Raw genomic sequence first — 19,971 nt, 5'->3', positions numbered from 1 at the left:
CTCCCTGCGGGTTGGCGTCGCCGCGTTGCGTTTGTTTTGGCCCGGACGGCTATTCCGCCGCCGTCCGGATATCGATCTTCTCGGCGCGGACCGCGCAGAACTTGAACTCCGGAATCTTGCCGAACGGGTCGAGCGCCGGGTTGGTCAGCAAATTCGCCGCCGCTTCCGCATAGCAGAACGGCATGAAGACCATGTTCTCGGGCACGTCGCGGTCGGCGCGCACCTTGACCTCGACCGCGCCGCGGCGAGTCTCGAGACGGATGAAGTCGCCGGGCGCGAGCCCCTTCTTGCGCATGTCCTTCGGCGTCATGAACGCCACCGCTTCGGGCTCGATCTGGTCGAGCACCTGGGCGCGGCGCGTCATCGAGCCGGTGTGCCAGTGCTCGAGCACGCGTCCGGTCGACAGCACCATCGGATACTCGTCGTCGGGCAATTCGTCCGGCGGGATCACCTTGGCCGGCACGATCTTGCCGCGGCCGCTCTCGGTCGGGAAGCCGGTGGTGAAGATGATCTCGTTGCCCGGCTTGTCGGGATCGTCGACCGGATAGGTCACCGCGCCCTCGCGCACCAAGCGCTCCCACGTGATGTTCTTCAGCGACGGCATCAGCTCAGCCATCTCGGTGAAGACCTCGCCAGGTCCGGCATAATTCCAGGGCAATCCCATCCGCTTGGCGATCTCCTGGATGATCCAGAGATCCTGCCGCGCATCGCCCGGCGGCTTGATCACCTCGCGCGCCAGCTGCACGCGGCGGTCAGTGTTGGTGAAGGAGCCGGATTTCTCGGCGAATGCCGAGGCCGGCAGGATGACGTCGGCGTGGAACGCGGTCTCGGTGACGAACAGGTCCTGCACCACGAGATGATCGAGCTTGGCCAGCGCCTGGCGCGCGTGCTGCAAGTCAGGATCGGACATCGCGGGATTTTCGCCCTCGACATACATGCCGTGGATTTCGCCGGCATGGATCGCGTTCATGATCTCGACGACGGTCAGCCCGCGCACCGGATCAAGCTCCTGCCCCCACAATTTCTCGAAGGCGCCGCGCATGTCGTCGCGACCGACCGGCTGATAGTCCGGCAGGAACATCGGGATCAGGCCGGCGTCGGAGGCGCCCTGCACGTTGTTCTGCCCGCGCAGCGGATGCAGCCCGGTGCCGGGACGGCCGACCTGGCCGGTGATCAGGGCCAGCGCGATCAGGCAGCGCGCATTGTCGGTGCCGTGGACGTGCTGGCTGATGCCCATGCCCCAGAAAATGATCGACGACTTGGCGCTGGCGTAGGCGCGCGCCACCTCGCGCAGCGTCTCGGCGGGAATGCCGCAGATCGGCGACATGCGCTCCGGCGTGAACTCCTGGATCTTCGCCTTGAGGTCGTCATAGCCCTCGGTATAGCCGGCGATGTACTGTTCGTCGGTCAGGCCTTCGGTGATGATGGTGTGGATCATCGCGTTCAGCATCGCGACGTCGCTGCCCGGCTTGAAGGCGAGATGCTGCGTGGCGTGGCGCGACAGCGTCTGCCGCCGCGGGTCCATCACGTAGAGCTTGGCGCCGCGCTTGGCGGCGTTCTTGATGTAGGTCGCCGCGACCGGATGGTTCACGGTCGGATTGGCGCCGATCACCCAGATCACCTCGGCGTCGGCCGCGGCCGAGAACGGCGCCGACACCGCGCCGGAGCTCAGTCCCTCGAACAAAGCTGCGACCGACGAGGCGTGACACAGCCGCGTGCAGTGGTCGACATTGTTGGAGCCGAAGCCGGTGCGGACCAGCTTCTGGAACAGATAGGCCTCTTCATTAGAGCCCTTGGCCGAGCCGAACCCGGCGAGCGCCTTGGCGCCCTTCTCGTCGCGGATCTTGCGGAGGCCCGCCGCGGCAAGATCGAGCGCCTCCTCCCAGGAGGCCTCGCGGAAATGGGTGTAGGGATTGGCCGGATCGACCTGGTCGTTGGCATCCTTCTTGACGCCCGGCAGGCGAACCAGCGGCTTGGTCAGCCGGTTCGGATGATGGATATAGTCGAAGCCGAAGCGGCCCTTGACGCAGAGCCGGTTGTGATTGGCGGGGCCATCACGCCCTTCGGCGTAGATCACCTTCTCGTCCTTGACCTCGTAGGTGACCTGGCAGCCGACGCCGCAATACGGGCACAGCGAATCCACCTTGCGGTCGGGCCAGGTGACGCGGCTCTGCTTGTCGTCCAGCATGACGGCCGGCATCAGCGCGCCGGTCGGACAGGCCTGCACGCATTCGCCGCACGCGACGCAGGTCGATTCGCCCATCGGGTCGTCGAAATCGAACACGATCTTGGCATCGTGGTTGCGGTAGGCCATGCCGATCACGTCGTTGACCTGCACCTCGCGGCACGCGCGCACGCACAGGCCGCACTGGATGCAGGCGTCGAGATTGACGCGCATCGCCGGATGGCTGGTGTCGGCGTGCCAGCGTTCGGTCGCGGGGAAGCGGCTTTCGGTGACGCCGGTCTTTTCGGCCCAGTGCCAGAATTTCGAATCCGGATCGTGCGAGGTCTCGCGCGCCGGCTGGTCCGCCACGAGCAGCTCCATCACCATCTTCTGCGCCGCGATGGCGCGCTGGCTCGCCGACTTCACCTTCATGCCGACCGAAGGCGTGCGCTTGCAGGACGCCGCCAGCACGCGCTCGCCTTCGATCTCGACCATGCAGGCGCGGCAGTTGCCGTCCGGCCGGTAGTCAGGCGCGGGTGAATAGCACAGATGCGGGATCTCGGTGCCCTGGCGCTTGGCGACCTGCCAGATCGTTTCGCCGGCCCGCGCCTCGACCTGCTGGCCATCGAGCTCGAACTGAATGATCTGGCCGGAGTTCTGATTGTTGCTCATTCAAAATCCTCGTCGAAATTCGCCCTGCCCGGCCCGCTCATTCGGCGGCTTGCTGCGGACGAAACCCGTCCGGAAAATATTTGATCACTGAGGTCAGCGGATTGGAGGCCGCCTGCCCGAGGCCACAGATCGACGCATCGCGCATCGCCTGGCTCAGTTGATCGAGCAGTTCCTTGTTCCAGACCGGCTGCTGCATCAACAGCGCCGCCTTCTCGGTTCCGGCGCGGCAGGGCGTGCACTGCCCGCAGCTCTCGTCCTCGAAGAACTTCATCAGGTTCAGCGCGGCGTCCCTGACGTCATCGGCCTGCGAGAGCACGACCACTGCGGCGGAGCCGATGAAGCAGCCGTATTTTTCCAGCGTGCCGAAATCGAGCGGGATGTCATCCATCGAGGCCGGCAGGATGCCGCCGGACGCGCCGCCCGGCAGATAGGCCTGCAAGGTGTGGCCATCGGCCATGCCGCCGCAGAACTCGTCGATCAATTCGCGCAACGTGATGCCGGCGGGCGCAAGCTTGACGCCGGGATCCTTGACGCGTCCCGACACCGAGAAGCTGCGCAGGCCGTGACGCTCGTTGCGGCCGTGGCTCTTCCACCAGTCGGCGCCTTTCTCGACGATGTCGCGCACCCACCACAGCGTTTCGATGTTGTTGATCAGCGTCGGCAGGCCGAACAGCCCGACCTGGAATGGATATGGCGGCTTGTGCCGCGGCAGGCCGCGCTTGCCTTCGATCGATTCCAGCAGCGAGGATTCCTCGCCGCATATATAGGCGCCGGCGCCGCGCCGCAGATGCAGTGTCGGACCGCCGGGCGGAAGTTTTGCGATCTCGCGCGCGAGGATCTCGCGGCAGGCCGGGTACTCGTCGCGGATGTAGATATAGACCTCGGGCGCTTCCACCACGTGGGCGCCAATCAGCATGCCCTCGAGGAAGCGATGCGGATCGGTCTCGATATAGTAACGATCCTTGAACGTGCCGGGCTCGCCTTCGTCGCCGTTCACCGCCATCAGCCGCGGACCGGGCTCGCCAAGCACGGCGCGCCATTTGCGGCCGGTCGGGAAACCGGCGCCGCCAAGACCGCGCAGTGACGCATCGTCGAGCGCCTTCAGCAGGTCTTCGCGCGGCAGCTCGCCCGAGCGCAGGCGCACCAGAAGTTTGTATCCGCCGGCGGCGACATAGGCGTCGTAATCGACGTAAGGCGGCAGATGCACATGGGTGTCACCGTTCTTCGCCGCGGCGAGCACGTTGGTGACGGTCGCATGGTCGATGAAGTTGTGGCCGACCTCCGCCGCGGGCGCGGTGTCACAGCGGCCGACGCACGGCGCCCGCACCACGTGGATGCCGGGGCCGGCGCGGCTCTGGAGATCGTTCAGCAGCTTCTCGCCGCCGAGCATCGCGCAGGTCAGCGAATCGCAGACCCGCACGGTGAGCGGCGCGATGTCGGGCTCGCCCTCCTTCACGATGTCGAAATGCGCATAGAAGGTCGCGGTCTCGAACACTTCGGCGAATGACAGCTTCATCTCGTCGGCGAGCGCGGCGAGATGCGCTGCCGAAATCTGGTGGTATTTGTCCTGGATCAGATGGAGGTATTCGATCAAGAGGTCGCGGCGCCGCGGCCGGTCGGCAAGCAGCGCCTCGATCTCATGCGCGGCCGCGGGGTCGACCTGGCGTCCCTTGGGCGTGGCTTTCGCCCGCTTCCGGCCTTGTCCGGGATGCTCGAACGCACGGACCTTGTGAACGTCGTCTCCGCTCATGAAACCTCGCCTTGAAACCTCGCCTTGGAACCCGGCTTTGCGTAATTCGCGCCGGTTCAACCAACTCTATTCTCTGGCATACCACAGGCAAGCACATTTAGAACGCCTCTAGCAGCGTCGGGTTGCCGCGCAGGCCATTGTTAATGTTTATCTATCGGGCGATCTGATTTTCAAATCGCAGAAGACGGCTATCTGCTCAGCTCGCATGAGCTCGACCGCAAGTCCTGGCTCTCACAGCAGATCGGCGTAGCCGAGAAAGCCGACCGCATCGCCCGCCTCGACCCGCACGATGGACTCGCCGAGCTCGATCAGCCCGTCGGTCTCGACCAGCGACGACAACAGGCCCGCCCCTTCGCGGGGAAATTTGGTCGCCTCCAGCGCGCCGTCCGCCGCCCGGCGCAGCGAGGCACGGACATATTCGCGGCGGCCGCTCTTCTTCTTGTAGCTGAAGGCGGCCCGCACCGGCATCGGCAGCAAGGGCGACGGCACCGCGCCCGACAGCGCCAACACGGTCGGCCGCACCACATGGACGAAGGTGACGAAGCTCGCCACGGGATTGCCGGGCAGGCCGATCAGCGGCGTGCCATCGACTACTCCCATCGCCACCGGACGGCCCGGCTTGATCGCCATCCGCCACAGCACCAGCGAGCCGGCCTGTTCGATGCCGGCCTTGACGTGATCCTCCTCGCCGGTCGAGACCCCGCCCGTGGTCAGGATCAAGTCGTAGCCGCGCGCGACCTGCTTGAGCGCCGCGGCAAGCTCGGCCCGCTCGTCGCGCAGGATGCCGAGATCGCCGACCTCGCAACCGAGCCGCCGCAACATCGCCATCAGCATGAAGCGGTTGGAATCGAACAATTGCGCTTCGGTGCGCGCGCTGCCGGGCGCGGCCAGTTCGTCACCGGTGGAGAACACCCCGACGCGCAGCCGTCGCACCACATCGAGCGTGGTGAGCCCGAAGGCCGCGGCAACGGCGATGTCCTGCGGGCGCAGGCGTCGGCCCGACACAAGTGCGACATGGCCGCGCGGGATATCCTCGCCGGCCGGACGCACATTGGCGCCAGGCTTCAGGCCCGGCGGCAGGATCACGTGGCCCGCATCGTCGATCCGCACGTCTTCCTGCATGAACACGGTGTCGGTGCCATCAGGCATCGGCGCACCGGTGAAGATGCGCACCGCCTGGCCGGGCCGCGCGGGCTCCGCCGGCGCTCCCGCCTGCACCCGCCCGGCGACGGGAAACGCGCGCTCGCCGCTCGCCGGCAGGTCCGCGCCTGAGACCGCGTAGCCGTCGACGGCGGAATTCATGAAAGGCGGCAGCGGCAGGGGCGCAGCGACGTCGCGGCCGAGGATGCGGCCGTCGGCGTCGACCAGGGCAACGGCTTCGGTCTCGCCGACCGGCTTGACGCGCGCGGCGATGATCGCGACGGCCTCGTCGACCGACATCATCGGTCCGCCGAACGCGAAGCAGTCGTCCGAAAGCTGCGCCATGATGTCTCTCAGTCCTCGGCCATCGACAAGATTTGTTCGACCCGGATCGCGACCTGCGGCGTTATCTCATGGCCGGACCGACCATGGCGGTTCCGGCAAGACGGCGGAGAGTGGCCAGTCGGTCTCCGCCCGTGCTTATATCCCCAGCTGCGTTGCCATGTGAACCCATCCGGACGTCTAGCAGTGCCCGAGACAACCACAGCTCCCATCATTGTTCCTGATCCGGACGATCCGCGACTGACCGAGCGCGTCATTGGCGTCGATCAGACCGGCAAGCAGACCGAGATCAAGGTACCGGTGGAGCGGCCGCTGACGCTGTACCTCAACGCGCAGGAGATCGTCACAATGATGACGATCAACGACTATCCCGAATACCTCGCGCTCGGCTACCTCTTGAACCAGAACATGCTCAAATACGACGACGTCGTCACCGACGTCGAATATGACGACGATCTCCAGGTCGTCGTGGTGCGCACCGCGCACCACACCAATTTCGAGGCAAAGCTGAAGAAGCGGACGCAGACCTCGGGCTGCGCCCAGGGTACGGCGTTCGGCGACCTGCTCGAAGCCGTGGAGAAAGTCGCGCTACCGAAGGCCGAACTGCGCACCTCCTGGCTCTACCGGATGACGCACACCATCAACACGATGCCGTCGCTGTATCTGGAAGCCGGCGCCATCCACGGCTGCGTGCTGTGCAAGGAGAGCACACCGGTCTGCTACACCGAGGATGTCGGCCGGCACAACGCGGTCGACAAGATCGCGGGCTGGATCTATCGCCACAATGTCGATCCAGCCGACAAGATCCTCTACACCACCGGGCGGCTCACCTCGGAGATGGTGATCAAGACGGTGCGGATGGGCATCCCGATCCTGGTCTCGCGCTCCGGATTCACGGCGTGGGGCGTCGATCTGGCGCGACAAGTCGGGCTGACTTTGGTCGGGCGCGCCCGCGGCAAGCGCTTCATCGCGCTGTCGGGCCAGGAGCGGATCGTCTACGACCAGAACCTCGACTATGTCGAAGAGGAATCGATGCGTCACAAGCGCAAGGGCGAGACCGACAATGACTAGCATCCCCGGCGTTCTGCTGGCCGGCGGGCTCGCGCGGCGGATGGGCGGCGGCGACAAGCCGATGCGCATGATCGCCGGCCGCACCATCCTGCAGCGGGTGATCGACCGTCTCGCCCCGCAATGCAACGGGCTGATCATCAATGCCAACGGCGATCCCGCGCGCTTCGCCGCGTTCGGCCTTCCCGTCGTCGCCGACGATGTCGCCGATTATCCCGGCCCTCTCGCCGGCATCCTGGCCGCGCTGGACTGGACCGCGGCCCACCGGCCGGATGCGAAATGGGTGCTGAGCGCGGCGGGCGACTGTCCGTTTCTGCCGCGCGATCTTGTCGCACGCCTGGAGCAGGCGCGCACGGCTGAGAGTGCCGAGCTCGCGGTCGCGTCATCCGGCGGGCAGACCCATCCGGTCATCGGCCTCTGGAGCGTGCGCCTGCGGGGCGAATTGCGCCATGCGCTGGTCGAGGAGGACGTGCGCAAGATCGATCGCTGGACCGCGCGCTATCCGCTGGCGACGGTCGAATGGCCGGTCGAGCCGCTGGACCCGTTCTTCAACGCCAACACCATCGAAGACATCGCGGAAGCTGATCGTCTCGCCGCGCTTGACGGCGGCTAGAGCATGACTGAGGTCGCGAACCTGCGGCGCGGCCGCCTGGCTCCGCGCGTCCGCCGCGACAGACAGCACGAGACCGCCCGAAGGCGGTCTCGCATTCAAGAGAGAAGGCGCTCCGTCAGACATCGACCTGAACGGAAAGGTTGGAACGTACCCAATCCGATTGCCCGGCCTTCAGCCGCTTGGCTTGAAATTCTGCGAAAGCCGGATCGGCACCGAGCGAGGCCAGACTACGCCCGTAAGCCTCGATACTATCGAAGCGTGCGACGAAAGCGTAGTTGCCCACCTCGCCACCGATCACCGACCAATAGCTAACGTCGGCCCCGTGTTTCCGCCAAAGCACCGCACCGTCCTTTGCAAGCTGCAAGACGGTCGCAAGATCGCTACCGGGTTTTGGATGCGAAACGAACTGCATGACAACTGCAGGCATTTTCCCCTCCATTGATAAAATATGACGCCAAACGATGTGGTCACTTAACGCCAACGAGAATTCCAAGCAGGGCCGTCTCAAGCTTGATCTGGATCAATCCCTTCTTGAGAAAACGGCAAACCGGCGATGAACATTTTGGGCGGCCAAAGCCACTAAGCTCATGACGAGCATCTGATGCCAGGGCTCTCATCGAGATTGGAGCCGGCGATGCAGCGTCGAACGAAAGGTGTTTTGGTCGCAGGCAGCCTGGCCGCCGCGACTGCCGTCGCGACGATCGTCGCGCTGACCGGGGCGCTCGCGCGGAGCCTGGATCCCGGTCACTATTGTGACACCGGTTTTTCGACCTTGATCAATTGCACCCTCCACTGGTCGACGACAACCACCGGCCAGGGGACCCCGATATTCGCCGCTCCGTCGAGCTCCACAAGCACTCCCCCGTCGGGCTCGCACGACAGCTTTCGGCCGATCTCCACCGACGTGACGTTGTGGGCCGTTGCGCACTGTCCGCGGAATACCATCGCCAGGCACCTGCTCTGCGCCGTCCCTCGGGCCGCGACTCTGGCGCCGGCTGAGCGCGACGATCTCGCTGCGGGCTTGCCGCTGCCCAAACCCTGGCTGCTCAGGACCGCGAAGAATTCACCGTTCATCGAATCGGTTCATGTCGAGACGCCGCTCGGTCTCGCTGATACGCTCGGCTTCTATCGCGCCGCGCTGAGCAAACGTGGCTGGACGGAGAATGGCGGCGCGGTTGTCGAGTCGGACCGGGCCGTGATCGCGTTTGCGACGTCAGGTGGACCGGCGCTGCTCCGGCTTATCCATCAGGACGACAGGACGATCGCCGACCTGTCGCTGCGCAAGCCTACCGCCGAGAATCTCGTCACCAATGCCGGCCTGCCGCCGCGACCAGGTCAGGTGAAGCTGAAGCTTGGCAACGCCACGGATGAAGACGCCGTTATCACCATCAACGAGCAGACCGTCAAATTGGCGGCTCGCGCCGGACGCGATTTGGAGCACGCTCGCCAAGTCGGTGGCGAATCGTCTGACAGCCCGGAGATCGATCTGCCGCCGGGCAAGGTCAAGGTTACCCTCAAGGTCGCGAGCGGCGCGGCGGAGAGCCGGGAGTTCGAGGTCGCGGCCGACGAGACCTGGGGCCTGCTGGCCGGTCCGGCCGGCGTCCCCCTCGCCATGCGGCTTTACTGACTCGCGAAGGTCGCGGTTGCGCCAGAAGCCGGGCCCCATTGGGAGAATGGCATTGGCACGCCGGAACGATCTTTCGCGGGCCCGAAGTCAAAGCGCCGCGAGCGCGGCTGGAGCGGAAACGGCCGTCGTCAAGACGGGCATGCTGTTCGTGATTTCACCGGCATTGCCGATAGCGACTTAGTCGGTCTCCGCCGTCCGCAGATAATCCAGCATCAGCCGGCCGGTTGCGGACAGATGCGCGGCATCGCGGACCACGATCTTCAGCTCGCGCCGCCCCCAATCGTCACGCAGCGGGATGGCACGAAGGCCCATGCCGGCGCCGACCACCGCGAAGGCGCGATCGGGGATCAGGCCGAGGCCCATATTGGCCTGCACCATGCGGCAGACCGCATCGAAGCCGGGCACGTTGATGCGCAGCCGCATCGTCTTGCCGGCCTGCGTCGCCGCATATTGCGAGCGCAGATAGATCGAGCTCGCGGTGTGCAGGCCGATGTGGTCGAAATCGAGCGTCTCCAGGAACGATAATCTCTCGCGGCCGGCCAGCGGATGATCCGGCCGCATCACGACGACCAGATTGTCGTAGCGATAATGGAAGGCTTCGAGCGCGCGGCTGTCGGCCTCGGCCGAGCAGATGCCGAGCTCGGCCGCGCCCTCCTCGATGCCGCGCACCACCTGCCCGCTCGGCCGCTCCTGCAGATCGACGCGGAGCAGCTCATGCGCCGCGAAGAAGGTGGAGAGGTCCTCGGGCAAATACTGCACGATCGCCGAGAGGTTGGCGAGCATGCGGACATGGCCGCGCACGCCTTGCGAATACTCCGACAGCTCGACCGCGATCTTCTCGACATTGAGCAGCGTGACCCTCGCATGATGCAGCAGCGCCTCGCCGGCCGGCGTCAGCGCCATGCCCTTGGCGAGCCGCTTGAACAGCGTGACGCCGAACGCCAGCTCGAAATCGTTCATCCGCTTCGACACGGCAGAGGCCGCGATCCCCTCGCGCTGCGCGGCGCGGGTCAGGTTCTGCTCGTCGCAGACGGCGACGAACAGGCGCAGCGTGGTGAGGTCGACCCGGCGGGTCAGCGCGGCCTCAGCGGGCGTCGCGGCACGCGGAAGGTCGACGGCGATGGAGGAGATCGGCATGGGCGGCGTCCCCGGGAAAGAACGCAGGGTAACGCTGGAGATGGCGCGGAAGATTCCAAAGCAGTGCGGGATGGGATGGATTGTTGGGATAGAATTCCAAAAACGGTCAATCCGGGCCGATTCCATCCCAAACCCATCACCCGCAGCGGTCATCGCGAGGGGCGAAGCGACGAAGCAATCCATGTATCAGCAAGCTGAAAGATGGATTGCTTCCACCTCCGCCAAGGTACGGCGGACAAGTTGCTGCGCTCGCATTGACGGGAAATCGACTGTGCGCAATCTCTCACCGTCACCCTGAGGAGGCCGCGCAGCGGCCGTCTCGAAGGGCGACGGCCCGACTCTCTCCGCGTGGGGTTCGTCACGGGGCTGAAGCAGAGGGGCTGTGCATCCTTCGAGACGCGCTACGCGCTCCTCAGGATGACGGGTTCAGCAGGATAACGGGGCTGCATGGCTACGCGGCAAAACAAAAACGCGGCGCCGGGGCGCCGCGCTTGCGAATGCGTTGATCGAGCGAACCGTCAGCCCGCGACCTTGGTCGCCGGGACGTCGCGCTGGCGCTTCATCACTATCTTGTTCAGTGCGCCGAGATAGGCCTTGGCAGAGGCGACCAGCGTGTCCGGATCGGCGGCGCGGGCGGTCATCGAACGGCCTTCGTGCGCGAGACGGACCGAGACTTCGGCCTGCGCGTCGGTGCCTTCGGTCACGGCGTGGACCTGATAGAGCTCCAGCTTGGCCTCGTGCGGCACCAGACGCTTGATGCAGTTGAAGACGGCATCGACCGGACCGTTACCCTCGGCTTCCTCGATCCTGATCTGGCCGTCGACGTCGAGCTTCATGGTCGCGCGCTGCGGGCCATGGGTGCCGGCGATCACGGTCAGCGAGGTCAGCTTGATGCGGTCGTGCGCGGCCGCCATCTCCTGGTCGACCAGCGCCTCGATGTCCTCGTCGTAGATGTCCTTCTTGCGGTCGGCCAGCGCCTTCATCCGCGTAAAGGCATCCTCCAGCTGGTTCGGGCCGAGCTTGTAACCCAACTCCTCCAGCTTGTGGATGAAGGCGTGACGGCCGGAATGCTTGCCGAGCACCAGCGACGACTGCTTCAGGCCGACCATCTCGGGCCGCATGATCTCGTAGGTCGAGGCGTCCTTCAGCACGCCGTCCTGATGGATGCCGCTCTCATGGGCGAAGGCGTTGCGGCCGACGATCGCCTTGTTGTACTGCACCGGGAACGAGGTAGCCGCGGACACCACCTTCGAGGCGCGGGTCAGCTGCGTGGTGTCGATCTTGTTCCAGTACGGAAACTTGTCGTTCCGCACGTTGATCGCCATCACGATCTCTTCCAGCGCGGCGTTGCCGGCGCGCTCGCCGATGCCGTTGACGGTGCACTCGACCTGCCGCGCGCCGCCGACGATGCCGGCCAGCGAGTTCGCGACCGCCATGCCGAGATCGTTGTGGCAATGCACCGAGAAGATCGCCTTGTCGGAGTTCGGCACCCGCTCGATCAGCGTCTTCATGAAGTGGGTGTATTCCTCCGGCACCGTGTAGCCGACGGTGTCGGGGATGTTCACCGTGGTGGCGCCGGCCTTGATCACGGCCTCGACGATCCGGCACAGATAGTCCATCTCGCTGCGGGTGCCGTCCTCGGCCGACCATTCGACGTCGTCGATCTGGTTGCGGGCGCGGGCGACCATCGCGACCGAAGTCTCGATCACTTCCTCGGGGGTCTTGTTCAGCTTGACGCGCATATGCAGCGGCGAGGTCGCGATCACGGTGTGGACGCGGCCGCGGCGGGCGAACTTGACGGCTTCGGCGCAGCGGTCGATGTCGGCCGGGTGGGCACGGGACAGGCCGGCGATGACCGAGTTCTTGGAGCGGCGGGCGATCTCGCTGACCGCCTGGAAGTCGCCTTCCGAGGTGATCGGGAAGCCCGCCTCGATGACGTCGACGCCCATATCGTCCAGCAACTCGGCGACCTCGAGCTTCTCCTCGAAGGTCATGGTGGCGCCGGGGCATTGCTCGCCGTCGCGCAGGGTGGTGTCGAAAATGATGACGCGGTCCTTCTCGGACTTATCAGCGGTGGCCATGTCAGAAATTCCTTTAAGCTTTGCGCCCGTCATGTTGAGGGCGATTATCAGGGTCCGGTGATCTCGTACAAACCCCTGAGTGCCCAGGCGCAAATGCCCAGCCGGCCCTCAGGGGCAGGTAAGAAGCAGGCCGCCAATAAGCAGGGCGGGCCGTGCGGCCGGGATCGTGGCGGTAGCCTCGGCCACCTCCCCCGAAATCCGATCGATTTGGCCGCGAATCAGCATTGCCAGACCCTGTTGAGCGCCGAAATCCTCGGGCAAAACCGTTGACGGTTGGTTGCCGGGAGCGCTTGAGCGCCGTCGTTCTAGACGATTATGGCAAGCTGCCGCAATGGGTAAAGATGGTCAGCCGGGTTGACCTATCGTTGCCGCATGGCTGGGCCCGCCGCCCCTTGTTGCCCCCTCACCTCCGCCCGCGCGAGGACGCGCGCAGGCTCGATGGCGAGCGGCCGTAGAGGTCGGCGAAGGCGGCGTTGAAGCGGCGGACGCTGCCGAAACCGGCGCGGAAGGCGATCTCGGTCATCGCATCGTCTGTCGTGTCGATCAGGCGCTTGGCGCGCTGGACGCGGCGGGTGGTCGCCACCTGCTGCGGGCTGGCGCCGACGTGGCGCTCGAACAACCGCGCGAGATGGCGCGAGGTGATGCCGAGCCGGTCGGCCAGCGCCGCCACCGAGCCGCACTCGAGCGCGCCGCTGTCGATCAGCTTCAGCGCGCGTGCAACCGTCGAACGTGTGCCGTTCCACGCCGGACAGAACGGCGCGGTTTCGGGACGGCAGCGGAGGCACGGCCGATAGCCCGCTGCCTCGGCCGCGGCTGCGGTCGGATAGTAGCTGACGTTGCGCGGCAGCGGGTGCTTCACCGGACAGACCGGACGGCAATAGATCCGCGTGGTCTTCACTGCGGTGAAGAAACGGCCGTCATAGCGCGCGTCGCGCCGCAGCCGCGCCGCGTTGCAGATCTCGAAGCTAAGCATGAGGCGGACAGTAGCGCATCGCGCGATCAGGGAAAGTGGCCAGAGGTGATGAGGTCCGATTCCGGCCAGCACATCCCGCTACGCTGACCTAGATCGAGCCGATCGATCACCTCCGGAGACATCGCCATGACCAGCCCGACTACCAACGAAACCGCCAAGCAAATCGTCCTCAACGCCTGGCAGACCTTCAGGACCCGCGACGCCGACCTGATTGCCGCCGCGTTCGCGCCGGATGCCGAATGGATCGCGCCGGGGCGCAACGCCACCGCGGTCGCGCTAGATCACGCCGATCACATGATCGGCGCGGATGCGATCGCCCGCTTCATCGCAACCGAGATGCACCGCCTGTTCTCCGAGATCGACATCGCGTTCCGCGCCGTTCATGCCGACGGCAACAGCGTGATCGTCGAGGAGCGCATGCGCGCGACGCTGCCGGGCGGCCGGCCCTACGAAAACGACTACTGCTTCGTGTTCACGGTCGAGGCGGGTCGCATCAAGCAGGTCCGGGAATACATGGATACGCGCAAGGGCTGGCAGATGGTGTTCGGAGAAGCTGCGACGTGACGACGGCTGCACCATCATGGCCGGGCTAGTCGCGGCCATGACATCCGCGCAACGAGACAGTTCATACTCCATACACCATGACACCATGCGCGGCGGCGGCCGGCGACAACCGCGGTGCGTATGCGGCCGGGCAAATCAATCTTTGCTCAACCGGTTGCATCTAGTCTGCCGGCGGCGACCGGGTGCTAAGGGCGCGTCCTTTTGGTTTGGGAGATATCAGGATCATGCCCGCGACGAACGTGGCCGAAGGGCCCAATCAGCGACAGGCCGGCTTCAACCTCTTCCTCGTCGGATTCCTGATCCTGTTCCTCGAACTGGCCTGCATCCGCTGGTTCTCGGCCAAGGTCGTGTTCCTGCAGTTCTTCACCAACATCGTGCTGCTCGCGGCCTTCCTCGGCATGTCCTGCGGCTGCCTTGCCGCGAGGCGGAGCACCAACTGGCTTGCGCTGTTTCCGGGGCTCGCCCTCGTGACCTTCGCCGCCGTGGCCACGATCATGGTGCTGTATTCCAACTGGGGCCAGTTCGCGGTCGACGTCGGCCATCAGGCCTCGCCGCAGGAAGTGTTCTTCGGCACCGAATATCGCAACCCGGATCTCGCCAAGTTCGTCGTGCCGATCGAGGCGATCGCCGGGCTGTTCTTCGTGCTGATCGCGCTGATGTTCGTCGGCCTCGGTCAGACGCTCGGCCGCGCCTTCGACGCCTACGCCAACCGCGTCGCCGGCTATTCGCTGAACATCGGCGGCAGCCTCGCGGGCATCGTTGGGTTCTCGCTGCTGTCGTTCGCGCAGGCGCCGCCGGTGGTCTGGTTCGGCATCAGCTGCGCGGGTATCGTCTACCTGCTCTACCAGGACAAGGCGCTGTCGATCCTGCGCCTCGCAACGATCATCATCGTGGTGGGATTTACCGCCTTCTACACCGATCGTTCCGGCAGCCATGACATCCGCTGGTCGCCCTATTACGCCGTCGACCTCAACAAACCGAACGGCGTGATTACCGTCAACAGCATCGGCCATCAGGAGATGATGCCGTTCAACGAACGCGGCTCGTCCTATTCGCTGATCCATCTGCTGCAGAAGCACAGCGGCGGCGCGCCGTTCAAGAACGTCATGATCATCGGTGCCGGCTCCGGCAACGACCTCGCGCATGCCTTGCGCTTCGGCGTCGAGCGCATCGATGCGGTCGAGATCGATCCGGTAATCCAGGACATCGGCATCCACAACCATCCCGACAAGCCGTATCAGGACCCGAGGGTGGTGCCGCATCTCGACGACGGCCGGCATTTCCTGCGCACCACCGAACGCAAATACGATCTGGTGGTGTATGCGCTCGTCGACTCGCTGATCCTGCACAGCGGCTACGCCAACATCCGTCTCGAAAGCTATCTGTTCACCGAACAGGCGTTTCAGGACGTCCGCCGCGTGCTGAAGCAGGACGGCGTCTTCGTGATGTACAACTACTATCGCCAGGGCTGGATCGTGCAGCGCGTCGCCGAGATGGCGAAGCAGGTGTTCGGCTGCGATCCGCTGGTGCTGCCGCTGCCCTACAAGGAAACGCTGACCTCGTCCGAAGCGGTCGGCTTCACCACCATCATCGCGGGCTGCAATCCGCGCATCCCCACCGCATTCCGCGACCGCGGCCAGTTCTGGCTGAACAGCGTTCCACCGGAAAACCTGTCGGTCGATGGCTTCGACAAGGCACTGGACAAGGCAGCCGCCCAGCGCGGCGACTGGGTGCCGCTGGCGCCGGCCAGGCTCGTGGTTGACAATGAGGGCGCCAAGCAATCGACCAGCGACGACTGGCCGTTCCTCTATGTCAGCGGCAGGCTGATCCCCGACCTGACGGTTCGCTCGATGATCCTGCTCGGCGTGCTTGGGCTCGGCCTCGTCTACCTGTTCAAGCCGAAAGGCGCCTGGCGGCCCAACAACCGGATGTTCTTCCTCGGTGCGGCCTTCATGCTGCTCGAGACCAAGGCGGTGGTGCAGATGGCGCTGCTGTTCGGCAGCACCTGGCTGGTCAATTCGGCGGTGTTCTTCACCGCGCTGCTGCTGATCCTCGCCGCCAATCTGTACGTGATCAAGGTGCCGTCGACCCGGCTGGCGCGGCACTATGCCGGACTGCTGGCGCTGCTGGCGGTCTCGGTGCTGGTGCCGCTGGACACGTTCCTCAGCGGCGGCATCGTCTGGCGCTACGTGATCCCGTGCGCACTGGCGCTCGGCCCGATGTTCTTCGCCGGCGTGATCTTCGCCCGCTCGTTCCGCGACGAAGCCAATCCCGATCAGGCGTTCGGCTCCAACATCGCAGGATCGGTGATCGGCGGCCTCGCCGAGTCGTGCTCGACCCTGCTCGGCTTCCGCTATCTCCTGATCGTCGCGATCGGCTTCTATTTGCTGTCCGCCTGGATGCCCTCGCGCAAGGGCTAGCGACGGTGACGCTGATCTGACGCCGGCAGCGACGCACCAACGGTAGGGTTCCCCTGCCTTGCAGGGGCGCGCTACCGAAATATCGAAAACAACCCCATGCAAAGTAGCCGGCGGACATGGCAACTCGACTCGCCGTGCAAATCAGCGGTATTATTCTACTATCCAGGAATCGTGCAGACGATCGCGCACGTAAGGGACACACCGACGGCAGGGTTCCCTCCCCCCTTGCGGGGGAGGGTTAGGGAGAGGGGTGGCCACACGACGTGCTCTCTCCAATTTGTCTTCGGCAGCGCGCGATCGTTGCCAGGCAATGCTCACGGCGACCATCTCGCCCGGGGCCACCCCTCTCCCCACCCTCCCCCACAAGGGGGGAGGGAGCCCGACCAACGTGCTCTCCTCACTCGAGGACGATGCGACCGGCAAAACGCGTACGCTACTTCTTGGCCGGCGCCTTCTTCTCCGCCGCGCCGCCCTTCTTCTCGACCGCTGCGCCCTTGCCTTCCGCTTCCAGCGCGGCACGGACGCGCTTGAATTCGCTCAGGTCCGCCTTGTCGACCTCGGGGAATTTCAGATCCAGCCTGTCGAGCGCATTGACGATGGTCGAGCCGATCACGACGCGGGCGAACCATTTGTGGTCGGCGGGCACGATATGCCAGGGCGCCTCTTTGGTCGCGGTGTGGTGGATCATGTCCTGATAGGCGGCCTGGTACTTGGCCCACAGCGCGCGCTCGGAGATGTCGGCCATCGAGAACTTCCAGTTCTTGGCTGGCTCCTCGAGCCGGTCGAGGAAGCGCTGGCGCTGCTCTTCCTTGGAGACGTTGAGGAAGAACTTCAGGATCACGGTGCCGTTGCGCGCCAGATAGCGCTCGATCGCGGAGATGTCCTCGAAGCGCTCGCGCCAGATGTTCTTGGTCACCAGCTTCTTCGGAAGCTTCTGCTTGCCGAGCACCTCGGGATGCACCCGCACCACGAGGCACTCCTCGTAATAGGAGCGGTTGAAGATGCCGATGCGGCCGCGCTCCGGCAGCGCGATCATGGCACGCCACATGAAATCGTGGTCCAGCTCCTTGGTCGAGGGCTGCTTGAACGAGGAGACCTCGCAGCCCTGCGGGTTGACGCCCTCGAACACGCTCTTGATCGCACTGTCCTTGCCGGCGGCATCCATGCCCTGGAAGATCAGGAGCAGCGACCAGCGGTCCTGGGCGTAGAGCTTCTCCTGGAAGTCGTTGAGTCGCTTGCGGTTGTCCTCGATGATCTTGCCGCCGGCGTCCTTGTCGATGCCGCCCTTCTCGGCGGTCGGGTACGACTTCAGGTGAAATTCGCCCGATCCGTCGAAGCGGAATGGCGCGACGTACGGTTTCAGTTCATCGGCGAGCGATGGGGACGGTTTGCTGCTCATGGCCCCTTGACGGTTTGCGTGGCGATTTGATCCGGTCGATCACGCTACCAAGAATGCCCTTGGGCAGGAAGATGATGAAGAGCACCAGCAGCACGCCATAGACGAGGTTGTCCCAGCCGACCGCCTTGGTGCCGAAAGAGATGCGCAGCACCTCGGCCAGCACGATGGTGATGATGGCGCCGACCGTCGGCCCCAGCGCGACATAGACGCCGCCGACGATCGCCGCGAACACCATCTGCAGGGAGACCGCGATGCCGCTCACGGTGTCCGGCGAGATGAACATCTGGTACTGGCAGTACAGCGCACCTGACAGTGCGGTCATCAGCGCGCTGATCAGGGTGATCTTGAGCTTCTCGGCGGTGACGTTGACGCCGGCCGCAGCCGCCGCATCCTCATCCTCCGAGATCGCCTCCATGGCGTGGCGGATCATGCTGCGATCGATCGCGCGCCAGATCACGAGGCCCAGAACCCAGACCGCGAGCGCGATCAGGTACCAGGTGGTCTTGTCGTCGAATTGCAGCGCGAGCAGGCCCGTGCCGCTTTGCGCGCGCTGCGGCGTGTAGCCGAGCGAGCCGCCGGTATAGTCGCGGGTCGCGGTGATGACCTGCAGCACGATGCCCGACAGCGCCAGGGTCACCAGCACGAAATAGTGTCCGGTGATGCGGAAGCGGAAGCAGGGATAGGCGACGACCAGCGCGAGCACGCCCGCGGTCGCCATGCTCAGGGGGATGCCGATCCAGGGCGAGACACCGAGGTGGTTCCAGAGCAGCGCGGTGACATAGGCGCCGATGCCCATGAAGCCGCCATGGCCGAGCGAGACGAGGCCAAAGCGGCCCATGATCGACCAGGACGTATAGGCGAACGACCAGATCAGGATCAGCACCAGCACGTGCAAATGATAGGGATCGCGATGCACGAAAGGCAGCGCGACGAGCGCGAGCAGCGCGATGATCCAGAAGGCCGCCTGCCTGTTCACGAGCGCCTCGCCAGGAGGCCCGCGGGCCGGATGAACATCATCACGATGAAGAAGGCGAAGGCCAGCACGTAGCCCCATTCGAGATCGGAGAACAGGCCGCCGAGCGAGATGATCTCGGCAAACACGAAGGCGGCGACGAAGCCGCCGATGAAATTGCCGAGTCCCCCGAGCACGCAGATCAGGAACGTGATCGGTCCGAACGACAGCCCGACGAACGGATGCACGTCGTATTGCAGCACCAGGAGGCAGGCGGCGAGCCCGGCGAGCCCGCCGCCGATCGCCGAGGTGACGAGGTAGATCCGCTTGGGATCGACGCCCATCAGCGGCATGATCTGGCGGTCCTGCGCGATGGCGCGGATCGCGGTGCCGGTGAAGGTGCGGGTCAGGAACAGATAGACGCCGACCATGCCGACCAGCGCCGCCACAAACGACAATAGTCGCGCGTAGCTGAAATTCATCTCACCGAGCGCCAGCACCGGCAGGCGGATCCCGAGGTTGCGGAAGTCGATGCCGAAGGCGACGGTGGCAAAGCTCTGCAGGATGAACAGCACGCCGCCGGTGGCGAGCAGCTGGTTGATCGGCGGCGCGGTCAAGAGCGGCGCGATGACCAGGAAATGCAGCGCGGCACCGAGCAGCGCCACCAGCAGGATGACGAGCGGCGCGGCGGCCCAGTACGGCAGATGAAAGACCTGCACGAGGTAGTACATGCCGTACATGCCGATCATCACGAGCTCGGCGTAGCAGATCCAGGTGACGTCGATGACGCCGAAGATCAGGTTGAGCCCGAGCGCCAGCAGCGCCAGCACGCCCCCGAGTAGGATGCCGTTGATCACGGCCTCCAGCAGGTAGATGTCGAAGATATCGAGGAAGGATTGCATGGTGGCTCTGCCTTAGACCGAGGCGTCGGCTAGCTGAAATAGTTCGACCGTCATCCTGAGGTGCGCGCCCTTGCGCGCCTCGAAGGATGCACGGCCACCAGCCGGGCCGTGCATCCTTCGAGACGCAGCTTCGCGGCTCCTCAGGATGACGGGGAAATATGCGAGTG

15 protein-coding genes are annotated in these 19,971 nt (G+C 65.1%); 5 read left to right on the top strand and 10 right to left on the bottom strand.

Going from position 1 to position 19,971, the window contains the following annotated elements; all coding sequences use genetic code 11:
- Nucleotides 1-49: 49 nt before the first annotated feature.
- The 3 genes from fdhF to glp form a co-directional block, all read right to left on the bottom strand.
- Nucleotides 50-2,836, bottom strand: coding sequence for a formate dehydrogenase subunit alpha (fdhF, locus tag XH92_RS14075; protein WP_194459738.1), 2,787 nt, complete (start codon nucleotides 2,834-2,836; stop codon nucleotides 50-52).
- A gap of 37 nt (nucleotides 2,837-2,873) precedes the next feature.
- Nucleotides 2,874-4,586 (bottom strand): NADH-ubiquinone oxidoreductase-F iron-sulfur binding region domain-containing protein, encoded by a 1,713-nt coding sequence (locus XH92_RS14070; protein WP_194459737.1) that lies wholly within the window; start codon nucleotides 4,584-4,586, stop codon nucleotides 2,874-2,876.
- Nucleotides 4,587-4,817: 231 nt separating this feature from the next.
- Entirely contained in the window at nucleotides 4,818-6,071 is a 1,254-nt protein-coding gene (gene glp / locus XH92_RS14065) for a gephyrin-like molybdotransferase Glp (protein ID WP_194459736.1), read from the bottom strand.
- A gap of 183 nt (nucleotides 6,072-6,254) precedes the next feature.
- On the opposite strand from glp, the gene XH92_RS14060 reads away from it, so the two are divergent.
- Complete coding sequence (locus XH92_RS14060; RefSeq protein ID WP_194459735.1) at nucleotides 6,255-7,139, top strand: formate dehydrogenase accessory sulfurtransferase FdhD; 885 nt, start codon at nucleotides 6,255-6,257, stop codon at nucleotides 7,137-7,139.
- A complete protein-coding gene (gene mobA, locus XH92_RS14055) occupies nucleotides 7,132-7,749 on the top strand; it encodes a molybdenum cofactor guanylyltransferase MobA (RefSeq protein WP_194459734.1) in 618 nt (205 codons plus the stop codon). Before XH92_RS14060 ends, mobA begins: the two co-directional genes overlap by 8 nt.
- Nucleotides 7,750-7,864: 115 nt before the next feature.
- Here the strand turns inward: mobA and XH92_RS14050 are convergent, their stop codons facing one another.
- Nucleotides 7,865-8,176 (bottom strand): hypothetical protein, encoded by a 312-nt coding sequence (locus XH92_RS14050; protein ID WP_246788404.1) that lies wholly within the window; start codon nucleotides 8,174-8,176, stop codon nucleotides 7,865-7,867.
- 231 nt (nucleotides 8,177-8,407) lie between these two features.
- On the opposite strand from XH92_RS14050, the gene XH92_RS14045 reads away from it, so the two are divergent.
- Nucleotides 8,408-9,376, top strand: coding sequence for a hypothetical protein (locus XH92_RS14045; protein ID WP_194459733.1), 969 nt, complete (start codon nucleotides 8,408-8,410; stop codon nucleotides 9,374-9,376).
- A gap of 177 nt (nucleotides 9,377-9,553) precedes the next feature.
- Here XH92_RS14045 and XH92_RS14040 read toward each other — a convergent pair whose 3' ends face one another.
- The 3 genes from XH92_RS14040 to XH92_RS14030 all read right to left on the bottom strand — a co-directional run bounded on the left by XH92_RS14040 (nucleotide 9,554) and on the right by XH92_RS14030 (nucleotide 13,567).
- Nucleotides 9,554-10,513 carry a LysR family transcriptional regulator gene (locus tag XH92_RS14040; RefSeq protein WP_194459732.1) on the bottom strand — a complete coding sequence of 320 codons (960 nt, stop codon included), beginning with the start codon at nucleotides 10,511-10,513 and terminating at the stop codon, nucleotides 9,554-9,556.
- Between the two features lie 518 nt (nucleotides 10,514-11,031).
- Nucleotides 11,032-12,594 carry a 2-isopropylmalate synthase gene (locus tag XH92_RS14035; protein WP_194459731.1) on the bottom strand — a complete coding sequence of 521 codons (1,563 nt, stop codon included), beginning with the start codon at nucleotides 12,592-12,594 and terminating at the stop codon, nucleotides 11,032-11,034.
- Between the two features lie 403 nt (nucleotides 12,595-12,997).
- Nucleotides 12,998-13,567 (bottom strand): bifunctional transcriptional activator/DNA repair enzyme AdaA, encoded by a 570-nt coding sequence (locus tag XH92_RS14030; protein WP_194459730.1) that lies wholly within the window; start codon nucleotides 13,565-13,567, stop codon nucleotides 12,998-13,000.
- A 126-nt stretch (nucleotides 13,568-13,693) separates the two neighbouring features.
- On the opposite strand from XH92_RS14030, the gene XH92_RS14025 reads away from it, so the two are divergent.
- Together XH92_RS14025 and XH92_RS14020 are read left to right on the top strand one after the other, a co-directional pair.
- Nucleotides 13,694-14,131 carry a nuclear transport factor 2 family protein gene (locus tag XH92_RS14025; RefSeq protein WP_194459729.1) on the top strand — a complete coding sequence of 146 codons (438 nt, stop codon included), beginning with the start codon at nucleotides 13,694-13,696 and terminating at the stop codon, nucleotides 14,129-14,131.
- 224 nt (nucleotides 14,132-14,355) lie between these two features.
- Nucleotides 14,356-16,551: a hypothetical protein gene (locus XH92_RS14020; protein WP_194459728.1), complete on the top strand. Its 2,196-nt coding sequence runs from the start codon at nucleotides 14,356-14,358 to the stop codon at nucleotides 16,549-16,551.
- Nucleotides 16,552-16,984: 433 nt separating this feature from the next.
- Here the strand turns inward: XH92_RS14020 and XH92_RS14015 are convergent, their stop codons facing one another.
- From XH92_RS14015 to XH92_RS14005, 3 genes are read right to left on the bottom strand one after another with little or no spacing between them, the layout of a single operon-like run.
- The gene (locus XH92_RS14015) at nucleotides 16,985-17,950 is read right to left on the bottom strand and encodes a polyphosphate kinase 2 family protein (RefSeq protein WP_194459727.1); all 966 of its coding nucleotides are present in this window, start codon (nucleotides 17,948-17,950) and stop codon (nucleotides 16,985-16,987) included.
- Nucleotides 17,916-18,926 (bottom strand): branched-chain amino acid ABC transporter permease, encoded by a 1,011-nt coding sequence (locus XH92_RS14010; protein ID WP_194459726.1) that lies wholly within the window; start codon nucleotides 18,924-18,926, stop codon nucleotides 17,916-17,918. Before XH92_RS14010 ends, XH92_RS14015 begins: the two co-directional genes overlap by 35 nt.
- Nucleotides 18,923-19,804, bottom strand: a complete 882-nt coding sequence (locus XH92_RS14005) for a branched-chain amino acid ABC transporter permease (protein ID WP_194459725.1) — start codon at nucleotides 19,802-19,804, stop codon at nucleotides 18,923-18,925. Before XH92_RS14005 ends, XH92_RS14010 begins: the two co-directional genes overlap by 4 nt.
- Nucleotides 19,805-19,971 lie beyond the last annotated feature (167 nt).

Origin of the sequence: Bradyrhizobium sp. CCBAU 53421 (genome assembly GCF_015291625.1) — a bacterium.
GTDB lineage: Bacteria > Pseudomonadota > Alphaproteobacteria > Rhizobiales > Xanthobacteraceae > Bradyrhizobium.
Note: the sequence above shows the minus strand (reverse complement) of the source record. Positions and strands in the feature narration are given on the sequence as shown.